The 26,670-nt window shown below is 56.1% G+C and carries 19 protein-coding genes; 15 read left to right on the forward strand and 4 right to left on the reverse strand.

Translation table 11 applies throughout. The features are described from left to right. The first annotated feature begins 101 nt into the window (after window positions 1-101). A complete protein-coding gene (locus FHS19_RS01980) occupies window positions 102-1,922 on the forward strand; it encodes an adenine deaminase (protein WP_183577894.1) in 1,821 nt (606 codons plus the stop codon). A 366-nt stretch (window positions 1,923-2,288) separates the two neighbouring features. Continuing rightward, window positions 2,289-4,640, forward strand: a complete 2,352-nt coding sequence (helD, locus tag FHS19_RS01985; RefSeq protein WP_183577897.1) for an RNA polymerase recycling motor HelD — start codon at window positions 2,289-2,291, stop codon at window positions 4,638-4,640. Between the two features lie 41 nt (window positions 4,641-4,681). Here helD and FHS19_RS01990 read toward each other — a convergent pair whose 3' ends face one another. Then, window positions 4,682-5,596 (reverse strand): AraC family transcriptional regulator, encoded by a 915-nt coding sequence (locus tag FHS19_RS01990; protein ID WP_183577900.1) that lies wholly within the window; start codon window positions 5,594-5,596, stop codon window positions 4,682-4,684. Between the two features lie 118 nt (window positions 5,597-5,714). Here FHS19_RS01990 and yicI point away from each other — a divergent pair, with 118 nt between their 5' ends. The 8 genes from yicI to FHS19_RS02030 all read left to right on the forward strand — a co-directional run bounded on the left by yicI (window position 5,715) and on the right by FHS19_RS02030 (window position 18,799). Beyond that, complete coding sequence (gene yicI, locus FHS19_RS01995) at window positions 5,715-8,036, forward strand: alpha-xylosidase (protein ID WP_183577905.1); 2,322 nt, start codon at window positions 5,715-5,717, stop codon at window positions 8,034-8,036. Between the two features lie 189 nt (window positions 8,037-8,225). Then, entirely contained in the window at window positions 8,226-11,078 is a 2,853-nt protein-coding gene (locus tag FHS19_RS02000) for a glycoside hydrolase family 3 protein (RefSeq protein ID WP_183577908.1), read from the forward strand. Between the two features lie 124 nt (window positions 11,079-11,202). Then, a complete protein-coding gene (bcbE, locus tag FHS19_RS02005; RefSeq protein ID WP_183577911.1) occupies window positions 11,203-12,486 on the forward strand; it encodes a bacillibactin exporter BcbE in 1,284 nt (427 codons plus the stop codon). 206 nt (window positions 12,487-12,692) lie between these two features. After that, window positions 12,693-14,762, forward strand: coding sequence for a bifunctional aldolase/short-chain dehydrogenase (locus tag FHS19_RS02010; RefSeq protein WP_183577914.1), 2,070 nt, complete (start codon window positions 12,693-12,695; stop codon window positions 14,760-14,762). Between the two features lie 182 nt (window positions 14,763-14,944). After that, window positions 14,945-15,694 carry a (Fe-S)-binding protein gene (locus FHS19_RS02015; RefSeq protein ID WP_183577917.1) on the forward strand — a complete coding sequence of 250 codons (750 nt, stop codon included), beginning with the start codon at window positions 14,945-14,947 and terminating at the stop codon, window positions 15,692-15,694. Then, the gene (locus tag FHS19_RS02020) at window positions 15,672-17,177 is read left to right on the forward strand and encodes a LutB/LldF family L-lactate oxidation iron-sulfur protein (protein WP_183577920.1); all 1,506 of its coding nucleotides are present in this window, start codon (window positions 15,672-15,674) and stop codon (window positions 17,175-17,177) included. The genes FHS19_RS02015 and FHS19_RS02020 overlap by 23 nt, the downstream gene beginning before the upstream one ends. Beyond that, the gene (locus tag FHS19_RS02025) at window positions 17,174-17,905 is read left to right on the forward strand and encodes a LutC/YkgG family protein (protein WP_183577923.1); all 732 of its coding nucleotides are present in this window, start codon (window positions 17,174-17,176) and stop codon (window positions 17,903-17,905) included. The genes FHS19_RS02020 and FHS19_RS02025 overlap by 4 nt, the downstream gene beginning before the upstream one ends. Window positions 17,906-18,016: 111 nt before the next feature. Further along, on the forward strand, window positions 18,017-18,799 hold the full coding sequence (locus FHS19_RS02030) for a DeoR/GlpR family DNA-binding transcription regulator (RefSeq protein ID WP_183577926.1): 783 nt from the start codon (window positions 18,017-18,019) through the stop codon (window positions 18,797-18,799). Window positions 18,800-18,937: 138 nt separating this feature from the next. Here FHS19_RS02030 and fsa read toward each other — a convergent pair whose 3' ends face one another. Beyond that, the gene (fsa, locus tag FHS19_RS02035) at window positions 18,938-19,612 is read right to left on the reverse strand and encodes a fructose-6-phosphate aldolase (RefSeq protein WP_183577930.1); all 675 of its coding nucleotides are present in this window, start codon (window positions 19,610-19,612) and stop codon (window positions 18,938-18,940) included. A gap of 166 nt (window positions 19,613-19,778) precedes the next feature. Between fsa and FHS19_RS02040 the strand changes: the two genes are divergently transcribed. Then, complete coding sequence (locus tag FHS19_RS02040; protein WP_183581341.1) at window positions 19,779-20,426, forward strand: CBS domain-containing protein; 648 nt, start codon at window positions 19,779-19,781, stop codon at window positions 20,424-20,426. 117 nt (window positions 20,427-20,543) lie between these two features. Here the strand turns inward: FHS19_RS02040 and FHS19_RS02045 are convergent, their stop codons facing one another. Next, a complete protein-coding gene (locus FHS19_RS02045; RefSeq protein ID WP_183577933.1) occupies window positions 20,544-22,421 on the reverse strand; it encodes an LTA synthase family protein in 1,878 nt (625 codons plus the stop codon). Between the two features lie 114 nt (window positions 22,422-22,535). After that, window positions 22,536-23,138: a TetR/AcrR family transcriptional regulator gene (locus FHS19_RS02050; RefSeq protein WP_183577936.1), complete on the reverse strand. Its 603-nt coding sequence runs from the start codon at window positions 23,136-23,138 to the stop codon at window positions 22,536-22,538. Window positions 23,139-23,357: 219 nt separating this feature from the next. Between FHS19_RS02050 and FHS19_RS02055 the strand changes: the two genes are divergently transcribed. Genes FHS19_RS02055 through FHS19_RS02070 form a run of 4 tightly spaced genes read left to right on the forward strand, consistent with a single transcriptional unit; the run spans window position 23,358 to window position 26,652 of the window. Further along, window positions 23,358-24,245 carry an ABC transporter ATP-binding protein gene (locus FHS19_RS02055; RefSeq protein ID WP_183577938.1) on the forward strand — a complete coding sequence of 296 codons (888 nt, stop codon included), beginning with the start codon at window positions 23,358-23,360 and terminating at the stop codon, window positions 24,243-24,245. Beyond that, a complete protein-coding gene (locus FHS19_RS02060) occupies window positions 24,242-25,054 on the forward strand; it encodes an ABC transporter permease subunit (protein WP_183577941.1) in 813 nt (270 codons plus the stop codon). Before FHS19_RS02055 ends, FHS19_RS02060 begins: the two co-directional genes overlap by 4 nt. Window positions 25,055-25,102: 48 nt before the next feature. Next, complete coding sequence (locus FHS19_RS02065; RefSeq protein WP_183577944.1) at window positions 25,103-25,849, forward strand: nucleotidyltransferase family protein; 747 nt, start codon at window positions 25,103-25,105, stop codon at window positions 25,847-25,849. Window positions 25,850-25,905: 56 nt separating this feature from the next. Further along, entirely contained in the window at window positions 25,906-26,652 is a 747-nt protein-coding gene (locus FHS19_RS02070; RefSeq protein ID WP_183577947.1) for a GNAT family N-acetyltransferase, read from the forward strand. The last annotated feature ends 18 nt before the right edge of the window (window positions 26,653-26,670 follow it).

Genomic DNA, 26,670 nt, shown 5'->3' on the forward strand with positions numbered 1-26,670 from the left:
GTCCTTGTTCGGATATATAATATGACTAACCTAATGCCGTCCGGCAGCATGGATGATGTTACAGACATCGATCAAGAGATAGAGAGACTGGAGGGTTTACTATGCAAAACAACACTTGGAAAAGACTTCCCATGGCCGACTGCGTCCGGGATTTGGTCGCCACCGCCCGCGGGGACCGCAAAGCAAGCCTCGTCATCCTGAATGCGAGACTGGTCAACGTCCTGTCAGGCGAAATCGTGCCGGAGATGTCCATTGCAGTACAGGGATCGCGGATTGCTTATGTCGGCAAGGACGTGAGCCATACGATCGGCGAAGGGACGGTAGTCATTGATGCCGGAGGCAAATATGCGGCGCCCGGACTGCTGGACGGGCATTGTCATATAGAAAGTACACAGCTCACGGCAACGGAATTCGCCAGAGCGGTGCTTCCGCTGGGCACGACAGGCGGTTTTTTCGATGCGCATGAAATTTCGAACGTCCTTGGGCTGCCGGGCCTTCGCTTCATGCTCGAGGAAGCCAGAACGACGCCTCTGGCCGCCTATATGCAGGTCGCATCCTGCGTGCCGTCAACCCACCCCGGGCTGGAAACCACCGGGGCTTACATCGGACCTGAAGAAGTGGCGGAAGCGCTCAGCTGGGGGCCGGATATGATCGGATTGGGTGAAGTGATGAACTTTCCCGGTGTCGTCTACGGCGACGACAAAATGATCGGGGAGATCGAGGCGACGCTGCGGGCCGGGAAGTACGCGGACGGCCACTTTACTTGGAGCTCCGGCGATTGGAGGCTGCCGGTGTATGCGGCGAGCGGCATTGACGGTGACCATGAATGCGTGAGCGCGGAGGATGTCATCGAGCGCGTCCGGCTCGGCATGTATGCCAAGATGCGTCAAGGATCAGCCTGGCATGACGTTGCGGCGACCATCAAGGCGCATACCGAAGGCGGCCTGGATACCCGGCGCATGATTCTGGTTACCGACGACCGGAGCTCCGAGTCACTGATGAACGAGGGGCATATGAATTTTGTCGTCCGCCATGCCATTGCGCAGGGTGTCAAGCCGGTCACGGCTTTCCAGATGGCCACGGTTAATACGGCCGAACGGTTCGGGGTGGCCCGGGATATCGGGGCGATCGCGCCCGGACTCTGTGCGGATATCATTTTGCTGGACGGGAATTTGGCCGACGTGAACGTCACGATGACGATCGCGGCCGGACAGGTCGTGGCGGAGGAAGGCCGGATGACCGCCGAATGGGAGCCATATGCCATACCGGCAGAGGCATACGGCACCGTCAAGCTGGCGCGCCCGATTGAAGAACGGGATTTGGTCATCGCGGCGCCGCAGACGGACGGAACGGTTGAGGTCCGGGCGATTGGGGTCGTGGAGAATCATGTGGAGACGAAGGAAACCTGGGTGAGCGTGCCTGTGGAAGATTCGGCGCTTCGCGTTACGCCGGAGAGCGGCCTCTGCAAAATGGCGGTATTTGAACGCCACGGTCAAGGCGGAGGCCACGCGCTCGGCATCGTGACGGGGCTCGGCTTTGAAGAGCCGGCGGCCATCGCGATGACTGTGGCCCATGACAGTCATAACGTAACGGTCATCGGGAATGATGACCGGCTTATGGCGAAAGCGGGAAACCGGGTGGCCGAGATGCAGGGCGGCGTCGTGATGATCACGAGCACGGCTCAGACGGAGTTTCCGCTGCCGGTCGGTGGCCTGATGTCCGATCAACCGTTTGAAACGGTCGCGAGCCAGTCCGAAGCGATCAGCCAGGCGCTGATTCAGTCCGGCTGCCTGCTGAATAACGCGTTCATGACGCTGTCGCTTCTGGCACTGGTCGTTATTCCGGAGCTGCGCCTGTCGGATAAAGGGCTGGTCCGAATTTCGGCGGAAGGCATTGAGATCGTGCCGCTGTTCCGGAGCTAAGCAAGGAATTTGAAAAGGGCGAGGAACATTCAAACCGGCGGGTGCCATCTATGGCCCCGCCGGTCTTTTTAGCCATGCAAAGATTGGGTTAAGTAAAAGGAAACGGACAGACTGTCCGCGAATTATAATAAGATACAGGTTGAGTCACGAAGTCAATCGGGGCGATGCCCACAGCCCCTCTGAAGGACGAAGCACACCAAAAAGGGGAGCCGGAGGCTCCCCTTATCCTGCATTGATTTACAATTCAATTGTTGGTAATATAGAACTTGTGACTTTAAATAGATACAAATAAAAATAATAATCCTACATGGATTTTATCACATTGGGATGAGTTTGTCAAACATCTAAAAGGGGATGGATATCGGCATGGATTTAAACGATCAGGACTGGCAGCAGGAGCAGGAGCGGGTCACTCAGGTCACCGGGAAAATCGCCCGGCGCAAAAAAGCGCTTGAAGCGGAGGTCGGAACGGTCCGCGAAGATGTCGTGGAGCTGAGAAAGGATTTCTGGGACGAGGTCCGCGTCAACTTCAGCAGCGCCGACGACCTCGGAGAGACCTCGACCAGTTTACGGCAGCAGTCTCAGGTGCTGTCGGAGCGCGAGCGCAGCCATCTGCAGGCTTTTGAATCCTTGAAGAAGCTGCGGCTGCTGGAGAAATCGCCGTATTTCGGCCGGATTGATTTTACGGAAAAGGGACAGAAGCAGACGGAACAGATTTACCTGGGCATCGCTTCGTTCCTGGATGACGACCAGGAGACCTTCCTCGTGTATGACTGGCGTGCTCCCGTATCGAGCCTGTACTATGACGGCGCACCCGGGCCGGCTTCCTACCAGACACCCGGCGGCGAAATTGAAGGAACGATGGAACTGAAGCGCCAGTTCGTCATAAAGGACGGCCGGATCGACGTCATGTTCGATACCGGCGTCACGATCGGCGACGAGCTGCTGCAGCAGGTGCTCAGCCACAGCTCCGACAGCCAGATGAAGAGCATCGTGGCGACGATTCAGAAGGAGCAGAACGCCGTGATCCGCAACGACAAGAGCCGGATGCTGGTCGTGCAGGGGGCGGCCGGGAGCGGCAAGACGTCTGCGGCCCTGCAGCGCGTCGCCTATTTGCTCTATAAATACAGGGAGATTCTGAAGGCCGATCAGGTGCTTCTGTTTTCCCCCAATCCGCTGTTTAACAGCTATGTCTCCACCGTCCTGCCGGAGCTGGGCGAGGAGAACATGATGCAGACGACGTTCCAGGCGTATCTGGAACACCGGCTTAGCAAGGAATTCGACCTGGAAGACGTGTTTTCGCAGATGGAGTCGATTCTGAATGCGGAGGAAGGGGAATGGCTCGAGAACAAGAAGGCGTCCATCGCCTTCAAGGCTTCCCCGGCGTTCCTGAACATCATCCGGAGCTACAAGGATTATTTGGAGCATGACGGCATGATCTTTAAGCCGATTCGCTTCAAGGGCCATCTGATCGTTTCGGCGGAAGCGATGAAAGAGAAATTTTACAGCTACGACCCTGCGGTTCGACTGGCCAACCGGATCGAGCTGATGCGGGAGTGGCTGCAGAAGGAACTTGCCGCCTTTGCAAAGCAGGAGCGGAAGGCAGCCTGGGTCGATGACCAGATTGAGCTGCTCAGCGCGGAGGAGTATCAAAAGGCGTACACCCATGTCCGCAGAAAGCTCGCGTCCAAGAAAGACACCTTCGACGATCACGAGCGCGAACGGAACCTGCTGGCCAAAATGATCGTCAACGAGTGGCTGAAGCCGGTTCGCAAATGGATCAAGCGCAAGCGGTTCGTTGACGTCAAGGCGCTGTACCGTGAGTTGTTCGTCAATGAAGAACTGTTTGCCCGGGTCAGCGGCACAGGCGATTTGCCGGAGCGGTATCGTGAGATCGGTGCTCAAACGGTTCAGGATCTCATGGAAGGAAGGCTGTCCTACGAGGACGCGACGCCTTATCTGTACATGCAGGAGCTGATGAAAGGATTTCAGGTCAACAGCATGATCCGGCACGTGTTCATCGACGAGGTTCAGGATTATTCCCCGTTCCAGCTGGAATACCTCAAGCGGCTGTTCCCGCGGGCGCGCATGACGGCACTGGGAGACCTGAACCAGGGAATCTACCCGCACACCGGTGTGCTCGGCGGCAGTTTAGCGTCGCTGCAGGAGCTGTATGGCCCGGAAGAGACGGAGGTAATTTCGCTGACCCGCAGCTACCGTTCGACTTATGAAATCGTGGATTTTACCCGAAGCATGATGCCGGGCGGGGAAGCGATCGTGCCGTTTAACCGGAACGGGGAAAAGCCGCTCGTGCGGGTTCAGCAGGACCGGGAAGAGCTTCACGACCGGATCGTCACGGATATTCTGGAGCTGAACGCCAAAGGCTATGAGCATACGGCCATCATCTGCAAAACGGCGGAGGAGTCCGAGGCGGTCTACGAAGCGCTGAAGGATCGACTGCCGCTGAAAAAGATCACGAAAACGACCCCTTCCTTCGCAAACGGGACGCTGGTCATCCCATCCTATTTGGCAAAAGGGGTCGAGTTTGATGCGGTCATCATCTATGACGCGTCGGCCGGCGAATACGGCCGGGAGTCCGAACGGAAGCTGTTCTACACGGCTTGTACCCGGGCGATGCACCAGCTCCATGTATACAGCCTGGGCGAGCCCAGCCGCTTCATCACGGATGTGGCGGAAGATAAGTACGTTTTGGCCTAGAGTCAGGCATGGACCGATAGTTCCGACCAATTCGGCGGGATTCACACGGGTTCCGTCAGCACGTAGGCCTGTTCCTCGAACGGCTTACGGTATTTGGCCGGGGTACAGCCTTTATGCTGCTTGAAGACGGTAATGAAGTAGCTGAGGTTGTCAAATCCGACATCCAGGGCAACCTCGACGATTTTTTTGTCGGTGTTCTCCAGCAGCTTACATGCCTTGAGCACCCGGTAGTGGTTGACGTATTCCACGGGGCTCTTCTGGGTCATCTGTTTGAAAAAACGGCAAAAATGCCCTTCGCTCATATTGATCTGTCCCGCCAGCTCTTTGAGCTTAAGCGGCTCGGCGTAATGATCATGTATATAATGAAGCGCGGTTTTCAGCCGCTCCACCTTGTCATGGCTTCCGGTGGGGCGGCTTTTGCTGTCTTCGCCCCGCGGCGCATGAGCCGACAGCAGGGCGAAGATCCAGAGCAGATGCGCTTTCGTCGACAGCTCGTAAGCCGGTACTTTGGCTTCGTTTTCGCGGATAATCCGGTGCAGCGCGTCTAAAATGTCCTTTTCCCATTCCGAGTTTCCGGTGATGTGCTGTTGCGGCGTAAAGGTCTTTTTCATCAAGGGTTCGATATATTTCTCCTGAATGATGTCAAAGTCCGGGCTTCCGAGCAATTCGGCGCTGAACACGACCGCTGAAAAGATGCACGGTTCATCCGAGGCCAGCATCCCTGAGTGAATTTCCCCGCTGTTGACGAATAATGCTTCGCCTGCGCATACCTCCACATACGTCATATCGAGCTGAAAGACGGCGCTGCCTTGATGCAGCACGATAAATTCCATTTCATCATGCCAGTGGCAGTCCAGAATGCTCTGTCCGTTGAGCTGCTCGACTCTGGGGTAGATGCTGACGGGATACAGCGGATGCCCGTGCACGCGGTTCTCCCTGAGCATTTCTCGATTCATCAGATGTCACTTCCATTCTATCAATTATCAAAATATTAATATATTTGGTCAAAATAACGTAAGAATTCTCTTCATTAGATCAATATTATTATAATATAAACTCTAGGAGGGACAAAACATGAAATTCACGGACGGTTACTGGATGATCCGGGAAGGTTACAACGTACAAAATCCTGCGGATATCCGCGATATTACACATACAAGCGACTCCATGACTGTATTCGCGGCGACGAAAATCATTGCAACCAAGGGCGACACGCTGAACGGTACGCTTCTGAAGGCCGATTTCAGCTCCCCGATGCCGGATGTAATCCGCGTCAAGCTGTTTCATCATAAAGGGAAAGTAAGCAAAGGACCTGCGTTCGAATTGTTCCCAAGCGATACCAACGTGCAAATTTCGGTAGACGAAGATGCCGCGGTGCTGACCAGCGGCCAGCTGAGCGTGCAGGTCAACCGCAAGCAGGGCTGGAACATCGATTTCAACTATGCCGGCAAACGGATTACCGGCAGCGGCTGGAGAGCGCCTGCTTATATCCAGGATCCGGATAAAAAAGCGTATTACCGCGAGCAGCTTGACCTGGGCGTCGGCGAATACATCTACGGCCTTGGCGAACGCTTCACCCCGTTTGTAAAGAACGGCCAGGTGGTCGAAATCTGGAACGAGGACGGCGGCACGAGCAGTGAGCAGTCGTACAAAAACATCCCGTTTTATTTGTCCAACAAAGGCTACGGCGTGTTCGTCAACCATCCGGAAAAGGTATCCTATGAGATTGCGTCTGAAAACGTATCCAGAGTGCAGTTCAGTGTCGAAGGTGAATATCTGGAGTACTTCATCATTGGCGGCGCCACGCCGAAGGACGTGCTGGATAACTACACGAAGCTGACGGGCAAGCCTGCGCTTCCGCCGGCCTGGACCTTCGGTTTGTGGCTGACGACATCCTTTACGACGGATTACGATGAAGCGACTGTCAACCACTTCGTGGACGGCATGGCCGAGCGCGATCTGCCGCTCTCCGTCTTCCATTTCGACTGCTTCTGGATGAAGGAATACCAGTGGTGCGATTTTGAATGGGACAAGGATATGTTCCCCGATCCGGAAGGTATGCTGAGACGGCTGAAAGACAAGGGGCTGAAGATCTGTGCCTGGATCAACCCGTATATTGCGGAAAAATCGTACCTCTTCGATGAAGGCATGGAGAACGGTTACCTGGTGAAAACGCCGGACGGTTCCGTATGGCAGTGGGATTTGTGGCAGGCCGGCATGGGCCTCGTGGACTTTACGAATCCCGATGCGGTGAAATGGTACAAGAGCAAGCTCGAAGTGCTGATCGACCAGGGCGTCGACTGCTTCAAAACCGACTTCGGCGAAAGAATTCCGACCAACGTCGTCTATTTCGACGGATCCGATCCGGTGAAAATGCACAACTACTATACCTTCTTGTACAACAAGGCGGTATTTGAAGTGCTGGAAGACAAGCTGGGCAAAGGAGAAGCGGCTTTGTTCGCCCGTTCGGCCACGGTCGGCGGCCAGCAGTTCCCGGTTCACTGGGGCGGCGACTGCTCCGCAACGTACGAATCGATGGCGGAGACGGTCCGCGGCGGTCTGTCGCTCGGCCTGTCCGGGTTCGGCTTCTGGAGCCATGACATCAGCGGCTTCGAAAATACGGCTCCGCCGGATATTTACAAGCGCTGGGTGCAGTTCGGCCTGCTTTCGTCCCACAGCCGCCTGCACGGCAGCACATCGTATCGGGTGCCTTGGCTGTTTGACGAAGAGGCAGTCGACGTGGTGCGCAAGTTTACGAAGCTGAAATGCAGCATCATGCCTTACCTTTATAACTCGGCAGTGGAATCCACGGAGCGCGGACTGCCGATGATGAGAGCGATGGTACTGGAATATCCGCAGGATCCGACCTGCTTCACGCTGGATACGCAGTACATGCTGGGCGATTCGATTCTGGTGGCGCCGATCTTCAATAAAGAAGGCGACGTCCAGTACTACCTGCCGGAAGGCAAGTGGACGAACTATCTGACAGGCGAGGTGCTGGAAGGTAACCGGTGGTACAGCGAGAACCATGGATATATGACCCTGCCGATGATGATCAAGCCGAACACCCTCCTTGCGGTGGGTAAGGAAGACAGCAGACCGGACTACGATTATGCCGACGGCGTCTCGCTGCACCTGTTTGAGCTTGGCGACGGCGCTGCGGCGCAGGCCGACATCGTGAATACGCTGGCCGAACATGAGCTCAGCGTCACCGCATCCCGCAGCGGCAATGTCATTGAGGTGAAGGCCACAGGGGCCGGCAAGCCTTGGACGCTCGTGCTCCGCGGTATTGGCGACGTGGCGTCCGTGGATCAGGGCGCGGCGGCAAGCGGCGAACTCGGTGCAGTCATTACGCCTGCGGCCGGCGCTTCATCCGTCACGATCACGTTAAAGTAAAGGGCTGCTAGGCAGCTGATGTATTGATACCGGACCGCAGATGGCTGCGGTCCGGTTTTTTAGAGATCAGAAGGTATAAACCATCCGAGGCTGAGCATCCGGATCTCGCAAGAAAAAAATTCGCTAAACGCGGCATGTTTCTAAGAATGTCTGTATTTATCTGCACATTGGCTAAGGAGGTTCTTACCGATGGAACAACCATCCTATAAATCATTACCTTTTTGGGATCACACTCTTCCGCTCGAGGAGCGGGTGGCCGATCTCGTTTCCCGTCTGACCGCGGAGGAAAAAATACCGCTGATTCCTACCCGGCAGGCCGCCGTGGAGCGATTGGGCATTCCGGCTTACAACGTGGGCGGGGAAGCGGCCCACGGCGTCGCCTGGATCGGGGAGGCGACGGTGTTCCCGCAGCCCATTGGGCTGGCCTGCACATGGGACGAGGAGCTGATGCAGCAAATCGGTTCGGCGATCGGGGATGAAGCGAGGGTGTTCCATCACCGGCATCCTCAGCGGCACGGCCTGACCTTGTGGGCTCCCACCGTGGACCTGGAGCGCGACCCGAGATGGGGGCGAACCGAGGAAGCTTACGGAGAAGATCCTCATCTGACGGGGAAGCTGACTTCTTCGCTGATACGCGGCATGCAGGGCGAACATCCGTTTTACCTGAAGATGGTGGCGACTTTGAAGCATTTTTTTGCCAACAATAATGAAGTGGACCGGCTCACGTTCTCCTCCAGCATCGATCCGCGCAACATGCATGAATATTATTTGAAGGCATTTAAAGAGCCGTTTACCGAAGGCGGAGCCTACTCCATGATGACTGCGTACAACTCGATCAACGGGACTCCCGCGATTGAAAGCCCTTACGTCAAGCAGTTTGTCAAAGGCGAATGGAAAATGCCAGGATTCATCGTATGCGACGGGGGTGATCTGTCCCAGACAGTCGACTATCACAAATACCATCAAACCCATGCCCAGTCCGTGGCGGGGGCGCTCAAGGCCGGCGTCGACTGCCTGACCGACGAGGTGGACCTGGTCGTCGATGCCGTCCGGGAGGCTCTGGGGCAAGGGCTTATCGCCGAAGCGGATTTGGACCTGGCCCTTCGCAACATGTTCAGGGTGCGGATGAAGCTGGGACAGTTTGATCCGCCGGAGCTGAATCCGTACGCCTCCATTCCGGAAGAGGCGCTGATGTCGCCGGACCACGCGAAACTATCGCTGCAGGCGGCCAGGAAATCCGTGGTCCTGCTGAAAAATGAAGGGAACCTCCTGCCCTTGGACAAAAAGCGGAAAGTATCCGTCATCGGACCGCTCGGCAATGCCGTCTATACGGATTGGTACAGCGGGACGCTTCCCTACGCTGTCACGCCGTACGAGGGTATCGCCGCCAAGCTGCCGGAACAGGACGTTCCGTATGCCGACGGCGATGATGTCGTCAAGCTCAATCAGACAAGCAACAGGTGGAGCGTCGTGCCGGGTACGGATGCGGATCGTCTGATGACAACGGTGCCCCGGGGAGAGCGGGAAGCGGACCAGCTGTTCCGCCACAGGGACTGGGGATACGGCAGCCATACGCTTCAATCGGTGAGCAGCGGATTGTATGTGACTGAAGGAGAGAACGGTACGCTGAGGGCTTCCTCGGAGCGGGTATGGGGCTGGTTCGTCAAAGAAGTGCTGCGTCTGGACGACAGGAAGGACGGTACCATTGCCCTGAAAGCGTGGAACGGCCGATCTATTGGGGTAGAGACGGATGATTGGGGGCAGGCTGTTCTTCGAAGCAAGGAAGACGCATCCACGGCCGAGGCGCAGACGTTTACCAAAGAGATTGTAACAAGCGGGCTGGAGGAGGCGGTGCGAATCGCGAAGGACAGCGATACGGCCGTTGTCGTTATCGGCAACAATCCGTTCGTCAACGGCAAGGAAGAGGTGGACCGTCCGGGAATCGGGCTTCCGGAGGCCCAAGCCAGACTGGTCCGGGAAGTGTGCCGGGCGAACCCGCGAACGGTCGTCGTCATCGTGGGTAGTTATCCGTTCGCGCTCGGCGACATCGCGGACGTCGCTCCGTCGATCCTGTTTACGTCCCATGGCGGGCAGGAGCTCGGCAATGCACTGGCTGACGTGCTGTTCGGCGATGTGAACCCGGGCGGCCGTCTGAATATGACCTGGTACGAAAGCGAAGAACAACTGCCCGATTTCCTGGATTACGATATTATCAAGGGCGGACGCACCTATATGTATTTTGAAGGCAAGCCGCTGTATCCGTTTGGACATGGTCTGTCCTTCACAAGCTTTGAATACAGCGGTCTTTCACTTGTATCCGCTAAGGTTCAGGCGGACGGCTTGATTCAGGCAAGCCTGCAGGTGACCAATACGGGAAGCGTCAGCGGAGATGAAGTGGTCCAGCTGTATGTCAAAAGCGGATCAACGCGCGTAAAAATGCCTCGAAAACAGCTGCAAGGATTTAAGCGCATCACGCTTGCGCCCGGGAAGAGCCAAACCGTCAGCTTTGCACTACCTGTCTCGGAGCTTGCCGTGTGGGACGTAACACGCGACCGCTACTGCGTCCAATCTGGCACGTATGAGCTCATGGCGGGAGCCTCCTCCGAAGACATCCGGCTTGTATCGGTCATCGAGGTCGACGGCGAAACGATTCCAAACCGGGATCTCACCCGGACAACGTTTGCCGAAAATTACGATGATTATGATGGCGTCGTGCTGGATGAGTGCCTGGAGGGACGGACTGCGGTCCGGACAGCACGGGGAGAGCAGGGGTGGATTGCTTTTCATCATGCCGAATTCAATCAGGAGGCGTACTGGGTGAAGCTGCGGGTCAGCGGGGGAACGCAGGGCGGCGGGATCGCGATCCGAATCGGATCATCGGAAGGAGGAGCTGCAGCGAGATTGGAGGTCGAAGCAGGAGAATCCCAGCACTTTGAAACCGCCTCGGCCCCGGTCCGCGTTGCGCCCGGAGTCCATTCGATCTACTTGTATCTGGAGGGAACCGTACGGATCAGCTGGATGTCTTTTGAGACGGAGCGCTAGGCGAATTTTTACCGAATTGAGGGGATGGAATTACCAAGCCTGAACTGGGAGCGCATGCATATCCATGACAGAAAAGAACCACAATATAACATGATTTATCATCGAACGTAAAGGTGGTTTTGTCATGGAAGACAAAAAATGGGATCTGGTGGCGCTTGCCTCGATACCGCTCATTATGACGCTTGGCAACTCCATGTTAATTCCCATTTTGCCTGAGATATCGCAAAAGCTGCACGTCAGCGCTTTTCAGGTCAGTATGCTGATCACGGTGTTTGGCGTTGTGGCGATCGTGCTGATTCCCATAGCGGGGTATTTATCGGACCGGTTTGGACGAAAAACCGTCATTATCCCCAGCCTCATTATTGCCGCAGCGGGAGGAGCGATATCGGGGGCAGCCGCCTGGTGGACGGACGGAGCCACCGCTTACTGGATCATTCTTGCAGGCAGATTCCTGCAGGGCATCGGTGCAGCGGGGGCTTTCCCGATCGTGCTTCCGCTTGTAGGTGATATGTTTGATGATGAAGACGATGTCAGCAAAAGCCTGGGAATCATCGAAACCTCGAATACGTTTGGCAAGGTGGTCAGTCCGATTCTCGGATCCGCGCTGGCTCTGCTGGTTTGGTTTTTGCCTTTTCTCGCGATTCCCGTTCTCTGCATCATTTCGCTGATCATGGTCGCTTTTTTAGTGAAAACGCCTAAGAAGAAAAACGAAAACAAAACGTCAATCAAGGAATTTCTGTCTGACACCAAGGACATATTACGTGAAAAAGGGCGCTGGCTGTATGCCATTTTCGCCATCGGCGGAATCAGCATGTTTATTACGTTCGGCGTGCTGTTTTTTCTATCGGAGACGCTGGAAAGCAAATACGGCATGCATGGGATCGTAAAAGGCCTGGTGCTGGCGATTCCGCTTGCGGCGTTATGTCTGTGCTCGTTTATCGCCGGGAAAGTGATCGGGAAAAACAAAAAACGGATGAAGTGGACCGGCTTTGCAGGCATGGCGCTGCTGACGGCCGGATTGGTCGTTGCCGGATTCAGCAGCCAGATTACGTTTCTCCTGATCTTTTTCTCAGTCTGCGGAGCAGGCATCGGCACCACCCTTCCCTGCATGGACGCGCTGATCACCGAAGGGATTGAGGAAAAGCAGCGCGGAACGATCACTTCTCTATACAGCAGCATGAGGTACATCGGGGTATCACTCGGCCCGCCCGTTGTATCCCTTCTCATGAAGAGCACCCATTGGATCCTGTTTGGTACGATGGCTGTGGTAGCGGCGATTGGCGTTCTGCTGACCCTGCTGGCCGTGAAGCCGAAGGAGAACAGCAGCAAGCCGGAGGATTCGGGCCGCAGCTCCCGAAGTAAGGGGCGGCGCGGAATCGGGTTGAGCAGACGGGTCGGCGCCCGCTGAGGGAGATCGTTGGAAAAACAAATGAATATGGATGATGCCTGGCAACGCGGCAGGTTCGGAAAATGTTTGGATTTTCCGGATCTGCTGCGTTTTTATTTGTTTATATTTAAAAAGGGGTATTAAAACAAAATTTCGTCTGCTATAATCAAAGCAATACAAATAAAAACAAATAAAATCAAAAGAACTTATTGGAGGTCGTCCTTATCATGGTACAAAATCGATGGAATTCCGATGAAGCTTCCCGGCAGAAAGCCGGCGTTGACCAGCTGGTGTACCGGTCCAACCTGATCGGCAGCGACCGCAGTGTCTGCAACTGGGGCGGAGGCAATACGTCACTGAAGACGGTGGAGCAGGACTTTCGCGGCCGTGACGTGGAGGTCATGTGGGTAAAAGGGAGCGGTTCGGATCTGGCGACGATGAAAGCACAGCATTTTACCGGCCTGCGGCTTGAGGATATTCGTCCGCTGATTGAGCGTGAAGAAATGTCGGATGAGGAGATGGTGGCTTACCTGTCCCACTGCATGATCGACAGCAAGCATCCAAGAGCGTCAATCGAGACGCTGCTGCACGCATTCCTCCCGTATCCGCACGTTGACCATACTCACCCGGATGCGATTATCAGCTTGTGCTGCGCGGATAACGGCAAAGAAATCGCCCGAGAAATCTACGGGGATACCTTCGTATGGGTGCCGTATATCCGTCCTGGATTTACGCTGTCCAAAATGATCGCCGAAGGCGTCCGGAACAATCCGAATGCCCAGCTGGTGCTGATGGAGAAGCACGGCCTGGTGACATGGGGCCAGACCTCCGAGGAATCTTACAACCAGACGATCGCCATGATCCAAAAAGCGGAAGCGTATATTGCCGGGAAGGTACAGGAAGAGAAGGTGTTCGGCGGGCAAAGGACGGCGGTGCTGGCGCCGGAGAAGCGCAGATCAGTTCTGGCCGAAGTGCTGCCTGTGATCCGCGGCGCGGTCAGCGACAGCAAAAAAATGATCGTCACTTACGACGACGCCGAAGACGTGCTGCAGTTCGTCAACAGCCGTGACGCGAAGGAGCTCTCGCAGGTGGGAGCGGCCTGCCCCGATCATCTGGTGCATACAAAGCGGGTTCCGCTGTATATCGACTGGGATCCGGCAAACGGCAATACCGATTCCCTCAAAGCGGCGGTGCGTCAAGGCGTCGAAGCTTATAAGGAAGAGTATAAGGCGTATTTTGAACGGAACAAAAATGAGGGCGATGTCATGTCCGAAGCGGCTCCGCGCGTCATTCTCATTCCGGGGATCGGCATGGTCAACACCGGCAAGAGCCTGGATATGGCGGGGGTCAGCGGGGCCTTGTACCACCGGGCGATCGCGGTGATGAAAGGTTCTACGGCCTTGGGACAATTCGTATCCTTAAGCGAGAACGAATCCTACAATGTGGAATATTGGCCGCTTGAGCTCTACAAGCTGTCCCTGGCTCCGGCGGAAGCGGAGTTCTCCCGCAAGGTCGCCTTTATTACCGGCGGCGCAGGCGGCATCGGCAGCGAAACGGCTCGCCGCTTCGTGTCGGAGGGAGCTCATGTCGTCCTGGCCGACCTCAACCTGGAAGGCGCGGAAAAGGTGGCCTCCGAGATCAACGCCAAGTACGGCGAAGGCCGGGCCAAGGCCGTCAAGATGGACGTAACCCAGGAGGATATGGTCAGGGACGCTTTGGCTGAAACGGCTTTGACCTACGGCGGCGTGGACATCATCGTCAACAATGCGGGGCTGGCCACATCGAGCCCGTTTGACGAAACCTCCCTGAAGGAATGGAATCTGAACATCAACGTCCTCGGCACGGGCTACTTCCTTGTAGCCAGAGAAGCGTTCAAGCAAATGAAGGAGCAGGGGATCGGCGGAAGCATGGTTTTTGTCGGCTCCAAAAATTCGGTGTACGCCGGCAAGAACGTGACGGCCTACAGCTCTGTCAAGGCGCTTGAAGCCCACTTGGCCCGCTGCATCGCGGCTGAGGGCGGAGAATACGGCATCCGCGTCAACACGATTTTGCCGGATGCGATCCTGCAGGGATCGGCGATCTGGAACTCCAATTGGCGGAACGAACGGGCGGCGGCCTACGGCATCGAGCCTGATCAGCTGGAAGAGCACTACCGCAAGAGAACGACGCTCCTGGTCAATATTTATCCGAAGGATGTGGCTGAAGGGATCGCCTATTTCGCCTCTTCCAAGTCGGAGAAGACGACCGGCTGCATGCTGACGATCGACGGCGGCGTACCGGCGGCATTCACCCGATAAGCATACGGATTACGGGGAAACTGGCGCAGATTGAACGTCTGATGAAAGGGAGCAGGCTCCGGCTGAACAGGCATGTTTGGCGGGGGCCGCTCCCTCTCTTGCCATAACACACGGCAGACTCCGGCGCGCTGCCGGCGTTCTGCCAGACTTTTAATGTTGAACCGCAAAGGAGGGACTACACATTGAAGGTTTCGCTATTCATTACCTGCATCAGCGACGCGCTGTTTCCGCCCATCGGCGAAGCGATGGCCCGCCTGCTGGCGCGTTACGGCGTCCGGCTCGATTTTCCGCAGGTGCAGACCTGCTGCGGCCAGCCGGCCTTTAACAGCGGCTATTGGGATGAAGCCAGAGCCTCGGCGCGGACGATTTTGGAAGCGTTTGACGACAGCGATTTTGTGATCGCCCCTTCGGGCTCCTGCACCGGAATGATCCATCATTATTACCCCAAGCTGTTTGAACATGAGCCTCTGCTTCAGGAGAAAGCGCTGGCGCTTAAGGAGAAGACGTACGAATTCACCCAGTTTCTCGTTCAAGTGCTGGGCGTGACGGATGTAGGGGCCGTTTTCCCCCACAGAGTCACTTATCACCCGTCCTGCCACGGCTCCCGGCTGCTCGGCATCAAAGACGAGCCGATGCAGCTGATGGCCAGTGTGCAGGGCATGGAGCTGATTCCGCTGCCTTATGCGGAAGACTGCTGCGGCTTCGGCGGGACGTTCGCCATCAAGATGAGCGACATTTCGGGAGCGATGGTCGAGGAGAAAAGCCAGCACGTGCTGGAAACGGAGGCCGAGGTGCTGGTCGGGCTGGACATGGGCTGCCTGCTGAACATCGGCGGCAATCTGCACTATCAGGGCAAGCCGGTCCGGGTCATGCATCTGGCGGAACTGCTGTATGAGGGAGTGAAGCACCGTGAGCAAGCCGCAGGGGTCTAGCGTAAAGGAACGGGCGGAAACCGCCCTGAAGGACGAATTTCTGGTTAACGCCGTCAAGTTTACGACCGAAAAGCTGAAGAACGGCAAGAAGGCGGCGACGGCGGAACACGGCAACTGGGAGGAATGGAGGGAACGGGGGCGGCAGATCCGGGCCCATACGATCGCCCATCTCGACTACTATTTGAACCAATTTGTGGATCATGCCCGGGCGCAGGGAGTACATGTGCATTTTGCCCCCGAGGCGAAGGACGCCGCCCGAATCGCGGTGGAGATTGCCAAGCACAAGCAGGCCAAGTCAGTGGTCAAGTCCAAATCGATGGTTTCCGAGGAAGTTCACATTAATGAAGCATTTGAGGGCATCGGCATCGAATCCATCGAAAGCGACCTTGGCGAGTACATCATCCAGCTGGCGAATGAACCGCCTTCCCATATCATTATCCCGGCTATTCACAAAAACCGGTATCAAATCGCCGACCTGCTGTCGAAGGAAGCGGGAGAGACGCTGGCGCCGGATACGAAAATTTTGGCGGGATTCGCGCGGCGGAAGCTCCGCGACAAGTTTCTGGAAGCCGACATCGGGTTAACCGGGGCTAACTTCGGCATTGCGGAGAGCGGATCGATCGTCATTTTTGAAAACGAGGGCAACGCACGCATGGTGAGCACGGTACCGAAAACGCAAATTACGCTGATGGGGATGGAGCGGCTTATTCCGACCTGGGATGACCTGGAAGTGATGGCGACGCTCCTTCCGCGCTCGGCGACGGGCCAGAAGCTGACCGTGTACATGTCGGGCATTACGGGACCGCGCCGGACGGCGGATGGAGACGGACCGGAGGAGATGCACATCATCATCGTCGACAACGGCCGCTCGCTGCAGCTCGGGGATCCGGATTTTCAGGAGCTTTTAAACTGTATCCGGTGCGGGGCATGCCTGAACGCCTGCCCGGTATACCGTCATATCGGGGGACACTCGTATCCCGGAACGTACAGCGGGCCGATCGGTGCGGTACTGACGCCGGCCCTAAACAAAAATACCGAGGAGTGGCAGGACATCGCAAACGCCTCCAGTCTGTGCGGCGCCTGCTATGAAGCCTGTCCGGTCAAGATTCCGCTGCACGACATGCTCGTCTATTTGCGGAACCGGAAGGTGGAGCGGGGGTATACCACAGCCGGCGAAAAGCTGGCGATGAAGGGCTTTAAAATGCTGATGAAGAGCTCCGGCCGCTTTAAGCAGGCGGTGAAGCTCGGACAGACGGGCCAGAAGCTGCTGGTTCGGGACGGATATATCCGTTCCCAATTCGGCCCGCTCAAGGGCTGGACGGCGTACCGGCACATTCCGGCGCTGCCCAGCAGATCGTTCCGGGAACGCTGGCCACAGCTGGACGCAGAAGTCGGGGCCAGCCTCCCGCCGATGCCTGAGGCGATGAAGTCCCGCATGGAGAGCATCGTCGCCGGCCGGAAGGAAAGGGGGACGAAGCGATGAACACATCCGATCCGTCATTTTTGGCGAAAATGGAGCAGCAATCCCGAGAACAGCAGAAGCGGTTCATCGGTCATATCGCCAACCGCCTCGGGCGTGGAGGTGCGGGCGATTCCCGCAAGCCGGAGCATCCGTATCGGGGCGCGCCGGAATTTTGGAACCGCTACGAGCTGACGCATGAAGAGCGGATTGAGCGCTTTATGGGGAACTGGCGCGCCGCCGGCGGCCATACCGAGCGGGTGGCCGGCTGGGAAGAACTGTCCGGCGTCGTGACTCGCATCCTGCAGGAGCACGGCGCGCAGTCAACGATTCGGCATGATTTGCCCGAGCTGGCTGGGCTCCGGCTGGAGCAGCAGTTGCCGGAGCTTGCGCACCGGGTATGGAACGGGCAGGATCCGGACGCTTCCCTGGCCGCTGCCGCCTATACGGATGCGGGGATCGTGCTTGTGGACGACGCCGTGGCGTATACCGGCTCGCTGGTGGTTACGTCTTCGGCGGAGAAGGGGCGGTCCGTGTCCCTCCTGCCTAATCTGCTGATCGCTATCGTTCCCACGGAACGCATGAAGACGCGGCTCGGCGAGGTCATGGGCCGCCTGTCCTGCAGCGCCGGGGAGGGACTGCCGGCAGGGGTGCATTTTATCTCGGGGCCGAGCCGTTCCTCGGACATCGAGAACGACTTGACCATCGGTGTTCACGGACCGGGGATCGCCTACGCTTTGATTGTCGGATAATCCGATTCGGAATTGTCCCCGTTCCCGGCCCAAGGGGCATGGAGATGACACGTTGTCCGGGAACGGGCAAATCTATATAATGGGTGTACGATAGAACGAAAGAGGGAAGCTATGTTAGTTGCGGAACGTTATGATACCATCGTGCGGCTCGTCAATGAGCGGGGCAGCATCCGGGTGTCCGAGCTGAGCGAGCTGTGCGGCGTGACCGAAGAGACGATCCGCCGCGACCTGGACCGGCTGGAGCAGCAGGGCAAGCTGCGCCGGAGCCATGGCGGGGCCGTCAGCGTCAAAGAGACCCAGGCGGAGACCCCGTATTTCGAGCGGGAAGTCATCCATCAGGACGAGAAAAAGCGGATTGCCGAAGAGGCGGTGCGGCGGATCGAGCCGAGTGACCGCATCGCCCTGGATGCCAGCTCGACGGCGTGGTATATGGCTTCGATCCTGCCGGACATTCCTTTGACCGTGGTCACCAATTCCATTAAGGTTGCCCTGGAGCTGTCCTCCAAGGAGAAGATCGAAGTCATTTCGACGGGCGGCATGCTGGCAGCCCATTCCTTGTCCTACGTCGGCCCGCTCGCCGAACGCGGACTGGAATCCTATTATGTGGATAAGGCGTTTATTTCCTGCAAGGGCGTGCACCTGGACCGGGGAATCAGCGAATCCAACGAGCTGCAGGCGATGGTCAAGCACCGGATGATCCGGCAGGCGAAGAACGTGTATATTCTGGCCGACGCGAGCAAAATCGGCGTCCAGGCGTTCACCCATCTGGCCGATTGGTCCGAGGTGGACGTGCTGATTACCGACGGCTATGTTGACGAGAAAGACGCGTCACTGCTCCGGGAGAAATCGATCGAGCTGATCATTGCGGGGCAGACAGATATGAATACAGGTTAATCCGTACGCGCTGTCCGCCACGGTCATCCCGCTATAGCACCGGGCGCCCAAAGGCGAGAAATTCTATAAGGCCCCTAAATAAAAAAAACAGCCCTGCCGGGAAACTCCCAGCCGGGCTGTTTTTTTATTTGTACGTAGTTACTCGTCGGCTTTCGCCTGGCTTTTGGCCGCTTTAGGCACTTTCTCCCAGTCGGCCAGGAAGCGCTCGATCCCGCTATCGGTCAGTGGATGCTTCCACAGGGACGGCAGCAGCGAGCCCGGAATGGTTGCGATGTGGGCGCCGGCGATGGCCGCGTCCTCCACATGCTTGATATTGCGGATGCTGGCGGCGATGATTTCGGACGTCATGCCGTAGTTTTCAAGGATTTGCTTCAGCTCGCGAATCAGCTTCATGCCTTCGACCCCGATATCGTCCAGGCGTCCGACGAACGGGCTGACATACGTAGCCCCGGCTTTGGCGGCCATCAGGCCCTGTGCGGCGGAAAAGATCAGCGTCACATTCGTTTTAATGCCCTTTTTGGCCAGTTCATGACATGCATACAGGCCGTCTTCGGTCATCGGTACCTTGATGACGACGTTCGGTGCCCATTCGGCAATCTCGTAGGCTTCCTTCAGCATGTCCTCGGCTTTGGTGCCGATGACTTCGGCGCTGACCGGGCCGGAGACGATGCTGCAAATCTCCTGAATGACCTCTTTGAAATCCCGGCCTTCCTTGGCGATCAGGGAAGGGTTGGTCGTTACCCCGTCCACCAGTCCCAGGCGGGAGATCCGTTTGATTTCGTCGATGTTGCCCGTATCCAGGAAAAACTTCATGTCACTAATTCCTCCTTCGGTTATGAAAAGATATGGCTATCGGTTAAAATAAAAATTATAATAGTGTGTATCATAACTGATTTATGACACATTAATTATTTAAACCATGCTGCCTGTGGTATAACAATGGAATTGCAGCTTCAGGTGATTTTTCTCAAAGGAGAGGATTCCCATTCAACTAACTCCGAGACAGCTGGATATCGTGGAACTTGTGCGGGAGCATGCTCCCGTTACAGGCGATCAGATCGCTGAGATGATCGGCCTCAGCCGCCCGACCCTGCGCGCGGACCTGTCCCTGCTCACGATGCTGGGCTTGATCAACGCCAAGCCGAAGGTAGGATATTTTCCCGGTGAAACGCCAAGCTCCCAAGGTGAGTTTGAACAAAGATTGCAGCAAATATACGTGAAGGATATATACAGCGCCCCTGTGACCATCTCAGAGCATGCGACGGCCTACGATGCCGTTGTGCAGCTGTTGTGCGAGAATACGGGAACGCTGATGGTGACCGGAGAGTCCGGTGAGCTCAAAGGGGTCGTCTCCCGTAAGGACGTCCTGAAGCTGACGATGGGGCATGCGGATTTGAGCACGATTCCCGTCGGTCTGGCGATGACCCGCCGGGCGCACATGGCGGCGCTCACGCCCGAGGAGACGGTGCTGGATGCGGCCGCCAAGCTGGTGAAGCATCAGGTGAACTGCCTGCCCGTCGTTTCCGCCGAGGGGGACAGCATCATGATTGGCCGGGTCACCAAAACGGATATTTTACGCGTATTGATCGGCCTCGCGGGTGAAGGCGGTTCGCCGGCCCCGAATTAAATGTACACCAATCATTTCAAAAAAGCCGGCTGCTCCCATCCCGCATGGAATGGAAGCAGCCGGCTTTTGCCATTGGCCGTTACCGTCTTGGAAGCAGCCGGCTTTTGCCATTGGCCGTTACCGTCTTGGAAGCAGCCTTACGTATTCGTCCGACAGCTTCATCAGGTTCAAAATATAGTCGTAATCTTTGCGGTATTTCGAGAAGTCGGCGACGGGCTGCATCGTCTTCAGGGAGATGGCGGTGCCATCTTCAAAGCCTTTGCCCGGCACAAACAAAATGTCATTGTTGAAGAAGGAGCCTGTCGGCAGATAATACCGCATCCCGACAACATTATTGTCGATGTTGAGCAGGTCGTGGCCAAATGCGGTATATTGCTTGTCCTTGAGCGAAATGCCCAGCAGGTTCGCTAGCGTCGGCATCATGTCGAGCTGACCGCCGACCTGGTCGACGACTTTGCCCTGTTTCCCGGGAATATGCATGATCAGCGGGATGTTGAAGCGGGTAATCCGCTGGTCATAGGTAATGCCGAGCGCCTGCTTGATGACTGCCGGATCATTGTCCTGCGGCTGAAGACCGAAATGGTCGCCGTAAATGACGAGCATGGTGTCGTCCCACATGCCTTTCGCTTTCAGACCGTCGATCAGAGTACCGATTGCATAATCGGTGTAATTCACCGCCGTCAGGTAATCTCCTAACTGGGTTCCCTGTATGGAATCGGGGACTTTGATTTTCTTGCGGTCCTCTGGCACCTTGAACGGAAAGTGGCTGGATGCGGTAACGAACTGGGCATAGAACGGCTTGCCCTGGTCATGCAGTTCGGACAGCTTGTCCAGACCGACCCGGTACAGCTCCTCGTCCGAAGCACCGAAATCGTTGAAGTGATCATTCTTATACGACTTTTTGTCGTAGTAATTTGTGAAATTCAGCGCCGGGTAGAGCTGATCCCGGTCCCAGAATTTCACGTCATTGACGTGAAACGTATCGGCCGTATAACCGAGCTGCTCCAAGAGGCGCGGCATGCTCGGAAGCTCTCGGTCGCCGAAGCCGCTCGACATCGCCACCGTACCGGTCGGGTAAATCGACGTATTGCTCATAAATTCAGCGTCCGACGTATTGCCTTGTCCGATCTGCTGGAAGACGCGTGGGAAATACAGGCCGCCGTCAGCCAATTGGTTCAGGACTGGGGTCAGTTCCTGACCGCCCGTCGACAAATGGATCGGGAAGTTCTGGAACGCCTCCATTTGGATGACGATGACGTTTTTGCCCTTGGCGGCTCCAAACATCGCTGGCTTGTCTTGCGCAGTCTCACTGGCGTACGGGTACGATTGCTCGGCCTGGCTGACCTTTTGAACGGTGTCGTCCAGATTGCCGGAAGCGATCAAGCTGTTCTCCTCGCTGGCGCGGATCCCGGCGGCGACCTGGTAATCCAGGAAGCCGAGATGCTCTGCCTGCATCAGCTCATTGGTGATGGAGCGGTCGGCATTGATGTACAGCGCGGAGACGATCAAGCCGATGATGCCGAGGGCCGCCGGCCAGATTTTACGGAGCCGCGTGCGCAGTGAAATCCGCAGCGGTACCCAGCGGCCGATCAGCCACAAGAGTGCGACGATCACAACGTCGGCAAAAAATAAATAGTTCTCCGTTTCGATCGTCGACTGGACGCTTTCCTTGATCTGCAGCACCTGCTTCAGCTCGGACAGCGCCGTATAAGTCGGCACCGAATTGAAATGCTGAAAATACAGCGCCGAAGCAAACATGAGAATCGAGAAAATGGCGTTAAAAATCCAATAGACCCATCCCTTTGCTTTCGCGGGGGTGATCAGCTCAATGATGCACAGCAGCACCAGCAGCGCAGCCGCGTCGGCGGTGATCCGGCTCCACAAAATATCATGGAAGAAAAAGTACCGGAGGAGCAGCAGCTTGAGCATCAGAACGACGAAAACGGCGATAAAGGGCGTTTTCGGTCTGGAATAAGTGGAACGGAAGTCGATCATACCTGCTCCTTTCTGTTCATTACAGTGTTCGTTGGTATTTACAAGTATAGTCATGATAAACCCGATTTTACATACCGCGAACACTAAATTAACACAAAAAGGGCAAGCTGTTAATCATTTTTGGTATTCCGGACCACAAATGCCATAAAAGAACACATGAATCATTTCCTCTGTAAATGTCTCGGGATCCTCACTCTGATTGACTAGATCCAGCAGTTTTTCGTACTGCTCCGTCATCATACCGACATAGAGAAGCACCATCTGGACGGACACTTTCTCCGAAATTTCTCCCCGCTGCTTGCCCTTCTGCACAAAATCGGTGATCAGGGGGATGGCGCGTTCCTCATACTGCTGCTGGATATACCGATTGATTTCCGGGTCGGCTTCGATCAGCTGCTTGAGCACGGAGGGGGTGAAGGGCAGTTTTAACCTGCTTTTCTGAAATATGATGTATTCGATTTTTTCCTTCAGCGGCGCATCGCCGGTCAATATGCCTTCATATTCCTCCATCAGCATGGCGACAAATTCCTTGAACACTTCGCGGAGCAGCGCCTCTTTGCTGCCGAAATAGTTGTATATGGTGACCTGTGACACTTCCGCCTTGGCTGCGATATCCTTGATGCGGATTTGCCGGGGTTCCCATTCACCCAGCATTTCCAATACCGTTTGTTTGATTTTTTGTTTGATCTGCAGCGCCCGCTTTTCAAATCCATTCATTACTTGCGATCCATCCTAACTATTTTAAAATAGGCCATCGGCTTGATCGAATGAACGAAGAATACCGGCTTCGTCCGTACGATCTAATTAATGAAATTATAACACAAAAATATTTCATAAAATGTATTGACGGTGGAAAGCGGCAGGCGTATGATCCATTTATGAAATATTTGAACATTAATATTTCATAAATTCAAAATGTGCATTGGAGGCGCTGGCATGCTGAGCGTTGAACATGTGACCAAAATTTTTCCGAACGGGAGAGGCATCCGGGACGTCACCTTCTCGGTCCGCCGCGGCGAGGTGTTCGGTTTCCTGGGGCCCAATGGAGCCGGCAAATCGACGACGATCCGGCATATCATGGGCTTTTTGAAGCCGGATCAAGGCTCCGTGAAGGTATGTGGCCATGACACGTGGAAGGAGCAGGGGCGATTTCAAAAATATATCGGCTACCTTCCCGGCGAAATCGCGTTTATCGAGGGGATGACCGGCAAGGCGTTTCTGGATTTTATGGCAGGCATGCAGGGCGGCGTCGATTCGGCTTGGCGCGACGAGCTCATCCGCCGGCTGCAGTTTGACGTCCGGACGCCGATCCGGAAAATGTCCAAGGGAATGAAGCAGAAGGTCGGGATCGTTGCCGCCTTCATGCACCGCCCGGAGGTCATTATTCTGGATGAGCCGACGTCAGGGCTGGATCCGCTCATGCAAAAAGTGTTCATCGAGCTCGTGCTGGAGGAGAAGGCAAGGGGGACGACCTTTCTGATGTCCTCGCATAATTTTCCGGAAATCGAACGGACCTGCGACAGGGCGGCGATCATCAAGGACGGCGTCATTATTGCGGTCAAGGATATCCATGAGCTGCAGTCGATGCAGCGCAAGCTGTTCGAAGTGACGTTCGAATCGGAGCAGGAAGTGAACGATTTCATGAAATGCGGTCTGAAGATCGATTCCCGGGAAGGCAGCCGCGTGCGGGTGGCCGTTCAGGGCGATGTGGACCGGTTTATCCGCGAAACCGCCCGCTTTCACGTGCGCAATATCGATGTGTTCACGCAGAACCTGGAAGACATTTTTATGAATTATTACGATCGGGAGGGTCAAACGCCATGAATATGCCGCTGTACAGACAAATGCTGGCGATTAACCTGAAAATGTTTATGAATTATGCCGTCGGATCGGCCTTTTATATCTTATTGATGTTTTGGATTTATCCGGGAATCGCCAAAAACAGCGGCAGCTTGAATTCGCTGATCGATGCGATGCCGGAGGGCGTGGGCAAGGCGTTCGGCCTGGAAAACGGCTTTGGCAGCATCGGCGCGTTTATATCCGGCGAGTATTACGGCCTGCTGTACCTGCTGATTCTGTCCATCTTCTGCATTCTGGTATCCACACAGCTAATCGCCAAGCTTGTCGACCAGGGCTCGATGGCGTACCTGTTGTCGGCGCCCACCACCCGGACGAAGGTAGCGCTGACCCAGGCGGCCGTGCTGCTCTCCGGACTGGTGCTGATCTGCGCGGTCACGACGCTGGCAGGTTTCGCCGGGTACGCCTGGTTTATCGGGGATCTGGCCGATTTCGACGGCACCGGCTTTGTGCTGCTGAATGCGGGCGCCCTGCTGCTGTTCTTCTGCATCGGAGGCATTTCTTACTTGATTTCCGCCTGCTGCAATGACGAAAAGCGGGCGCTGACGCTCTCGGGTGTGATTACCATCGGATTTTTCAGCCTGAACCTGATCGGCAAAATCAGCGGGCAGCTCAGCTGGATGCGGCATATTTCGGTCTTTTCGCTGTTTGATCCGGGGGAGATCGTCGGGAAGACGGCGAATTGGCCGTTGTCCGTCGCGGTTTTGGCCGGCTTGGGGGCAGCGGCTTTCGCCGCCGGCATGATTATTTTCCGGAAAAGAAGCCTGCCGCTGTAAATCAAGCTATACTAGGGGGAGCAGGCACACCGAATCAAGGAGGTCACGATGAAAGCACTCATATTGGCGGCTGGCTACGCCACGAGGCTGTACCCGCTGACGCGGGATGTGCCCAAAGCCCTGCTCCCCCTGGGGCCCGGCACCATTCTCGACCATATCGTCCGCAAGGTGGAGCGGGTCAGCGGCATTTCGGAAATTGTATTGGTCAGCAACCACAGGTTTGCCCCTGCGTTTCGGGCATGGGCTGCCCCGCGCGAATTCCGCGTACCGGTGCGCGTGCTCGACGACGGTTCCACGCATGAAGCGAACCGGCTCGGCGCGGTTGGAGACATGGGGATTGCCGTAAAGGAGATGGGGATGGAAGAAGACGTTCTGGTCATAGCCGGAGACAACGTCTTTACGTTCGACCTGCAGGATTATGTCGACTTTTATCGCAAACGGCAGCGCGACTGCATCCTCGTCCAGCCGATGGAACGTACGGAGGACTTGCGGCGGGTCGGCGTCGTCCAGCTCGATGAGGGGGGCACGGTCCTGTCTTTCGAGGAAAAGCCGGCGCATCCCCGGACGAATCTCGGCGTGCTCGCTGTGTATATTTACCGCAAAGACACGCTTCCTCTTATCGGCGAATACCTGGATGCAGGGAATCAGCCGGATGCCCCGGGATATTTCCCCGAGTGGCTGTGCCAACGCAAGGAGATGGCCGCCTACCGGGCACAGGGAACGAGCTATGACATCGGGACGCCGGAGGCTTACCGCGAGGTGACGGAGAATTATGCAGCGCTGTTCAAAGATTGAATAATTATAGTTATACATGTATATTTATACATCATGAGGATTGAGGAGCGATATACATGTATAAGTTTTTAGAGGAAATCACGATCAACACGTGGCCAGCCAAGTATTCCGCTCTGATGAACGGTTGGCTGGTCCGCTATGCGGACGGATACACGAAGCGGGCGAATTCGGTCAGTCCAATCTACCTGGACCCGGGCTGCGACGTAGACGGTTGTATCGCTGCCGCCGAACGGTTTTACCGGGATGCCGGTCAGCCGGTCATCTTCAAGATGACCCCCTATGTCATGCCGTCCGACCTGGACGAACGTCTTGCCGGGCGGGGGTACGTGCAGGTGGATCTATCCAGCGTGCGAACTCTCGATCTGGCGGTGGAAACGCCGCCGGCGGCTGACCCGGGGCTTCATATGGTGTTTCGGGACCAGCTGGATGCCGGCTGGCTTGAGCAAATGTCCCTTATGAACGAAATACCGGACCACAGGCAATCGGTCCTGGCGTACACGCTGGCCTCGACTCCGCTCCAGCAGGGATTTTTCCAGATACAACAGGGGAGCGAAACGGTAGCCGCCGGACTCGGCGTGATTCAGCAGGGATGGCTGGGCCTGTACGATATCGTAACACACCCAGGTTTCCGGCAGCGGGGTTTTGGATTACAGCTGATTCAACGCATGCTGGCATGGGGCAGGGAGCGGGGAGCTCATTCGTCGTTTCTTCAGGTCATTCAGGCCAATGAGGCGGCATGCCGGTTATACGACAAGCTCGGCTATCGCGAAGTTTACTCGTACTGGTACAGGGTGCTTAAATAATGAAAAAAGGGGAATGTT

This window comes from Paenibacillus rhizosphaerae (assembly GCF_014192015.1).
GTDB classification, from domain to species: Bacteria; Bacillota; Bacilli; order Paenibacillales; family Paenibacillaceae; genus Paenibacillus_AQ; species Paenibacillus_AQ rhizosphaerae.